Origin of the sequence: Rhizobium ecuadorense, assembly GCF_001187535.1 — a bacterium.
Lineage (GTDB): Bacteria > Pseudomonadota > Alphaproteobacteria > Rhizobiales > Rhizobiaceae > Rhizobium > Rhizobium ecuadorense.
Genome location: NZ_LFIO01000391.1, coordinates 1 through 445 on the forward strand (window position 1 = coordinate 1; position 445 = coordinate 445).

The 445-nt window shown below is 65.8% G+C and carries 1 protein-coding gene; it reads left to right on the top strand.

Translation table 11 applies throughout. From position 1 onward, the window contains the following. Positions 1 to 445, top strand: a 445-nt coding sequence (locus tag AF337_RS10530; protein WP_425287886.1) for a calcium-binding protein, incomplete at both ends; no start/stop codon positions are given.

Consider the following 445-nt stretch of genomic DNA (forward strand, 5'->3'; position numbering starts at 1 on the left):
TCGACCATGCCGGCGACCTCGTCACCGAGGCCGCCAATGAGGGGACCGACACGGTTCGCACGACACTGGCAAGCTATGCGCTTGGCAGCGATGTCGAGAACCTCACCTACATCGGCACGACAGCCTTTGTCGGGATAGGCAATAGCCTCGACAACACGATCACGGGTGGCGCTGCCGCCGATGCGCTTGCCGGCGGCGACGGCAACGACACGCTGAATGGCGGAGCCGGGGCCGATCGCTTGATCGGCGGGACGGGCGACGACACCTATATCGTCGACAATGCCGGCGACCTCGTCACCGAGGCGGCCGATGCGGGGACCGACACGGTTCGCACGGCGCTGGCAAGCTATACGCTCGGCAACAATGTCGAGAACCTGACCTATACGGGAACCGCCAGCTTCAGCGGCGCCGGCAATGCGCTGGCCAACACGATCACCGGCGGCGC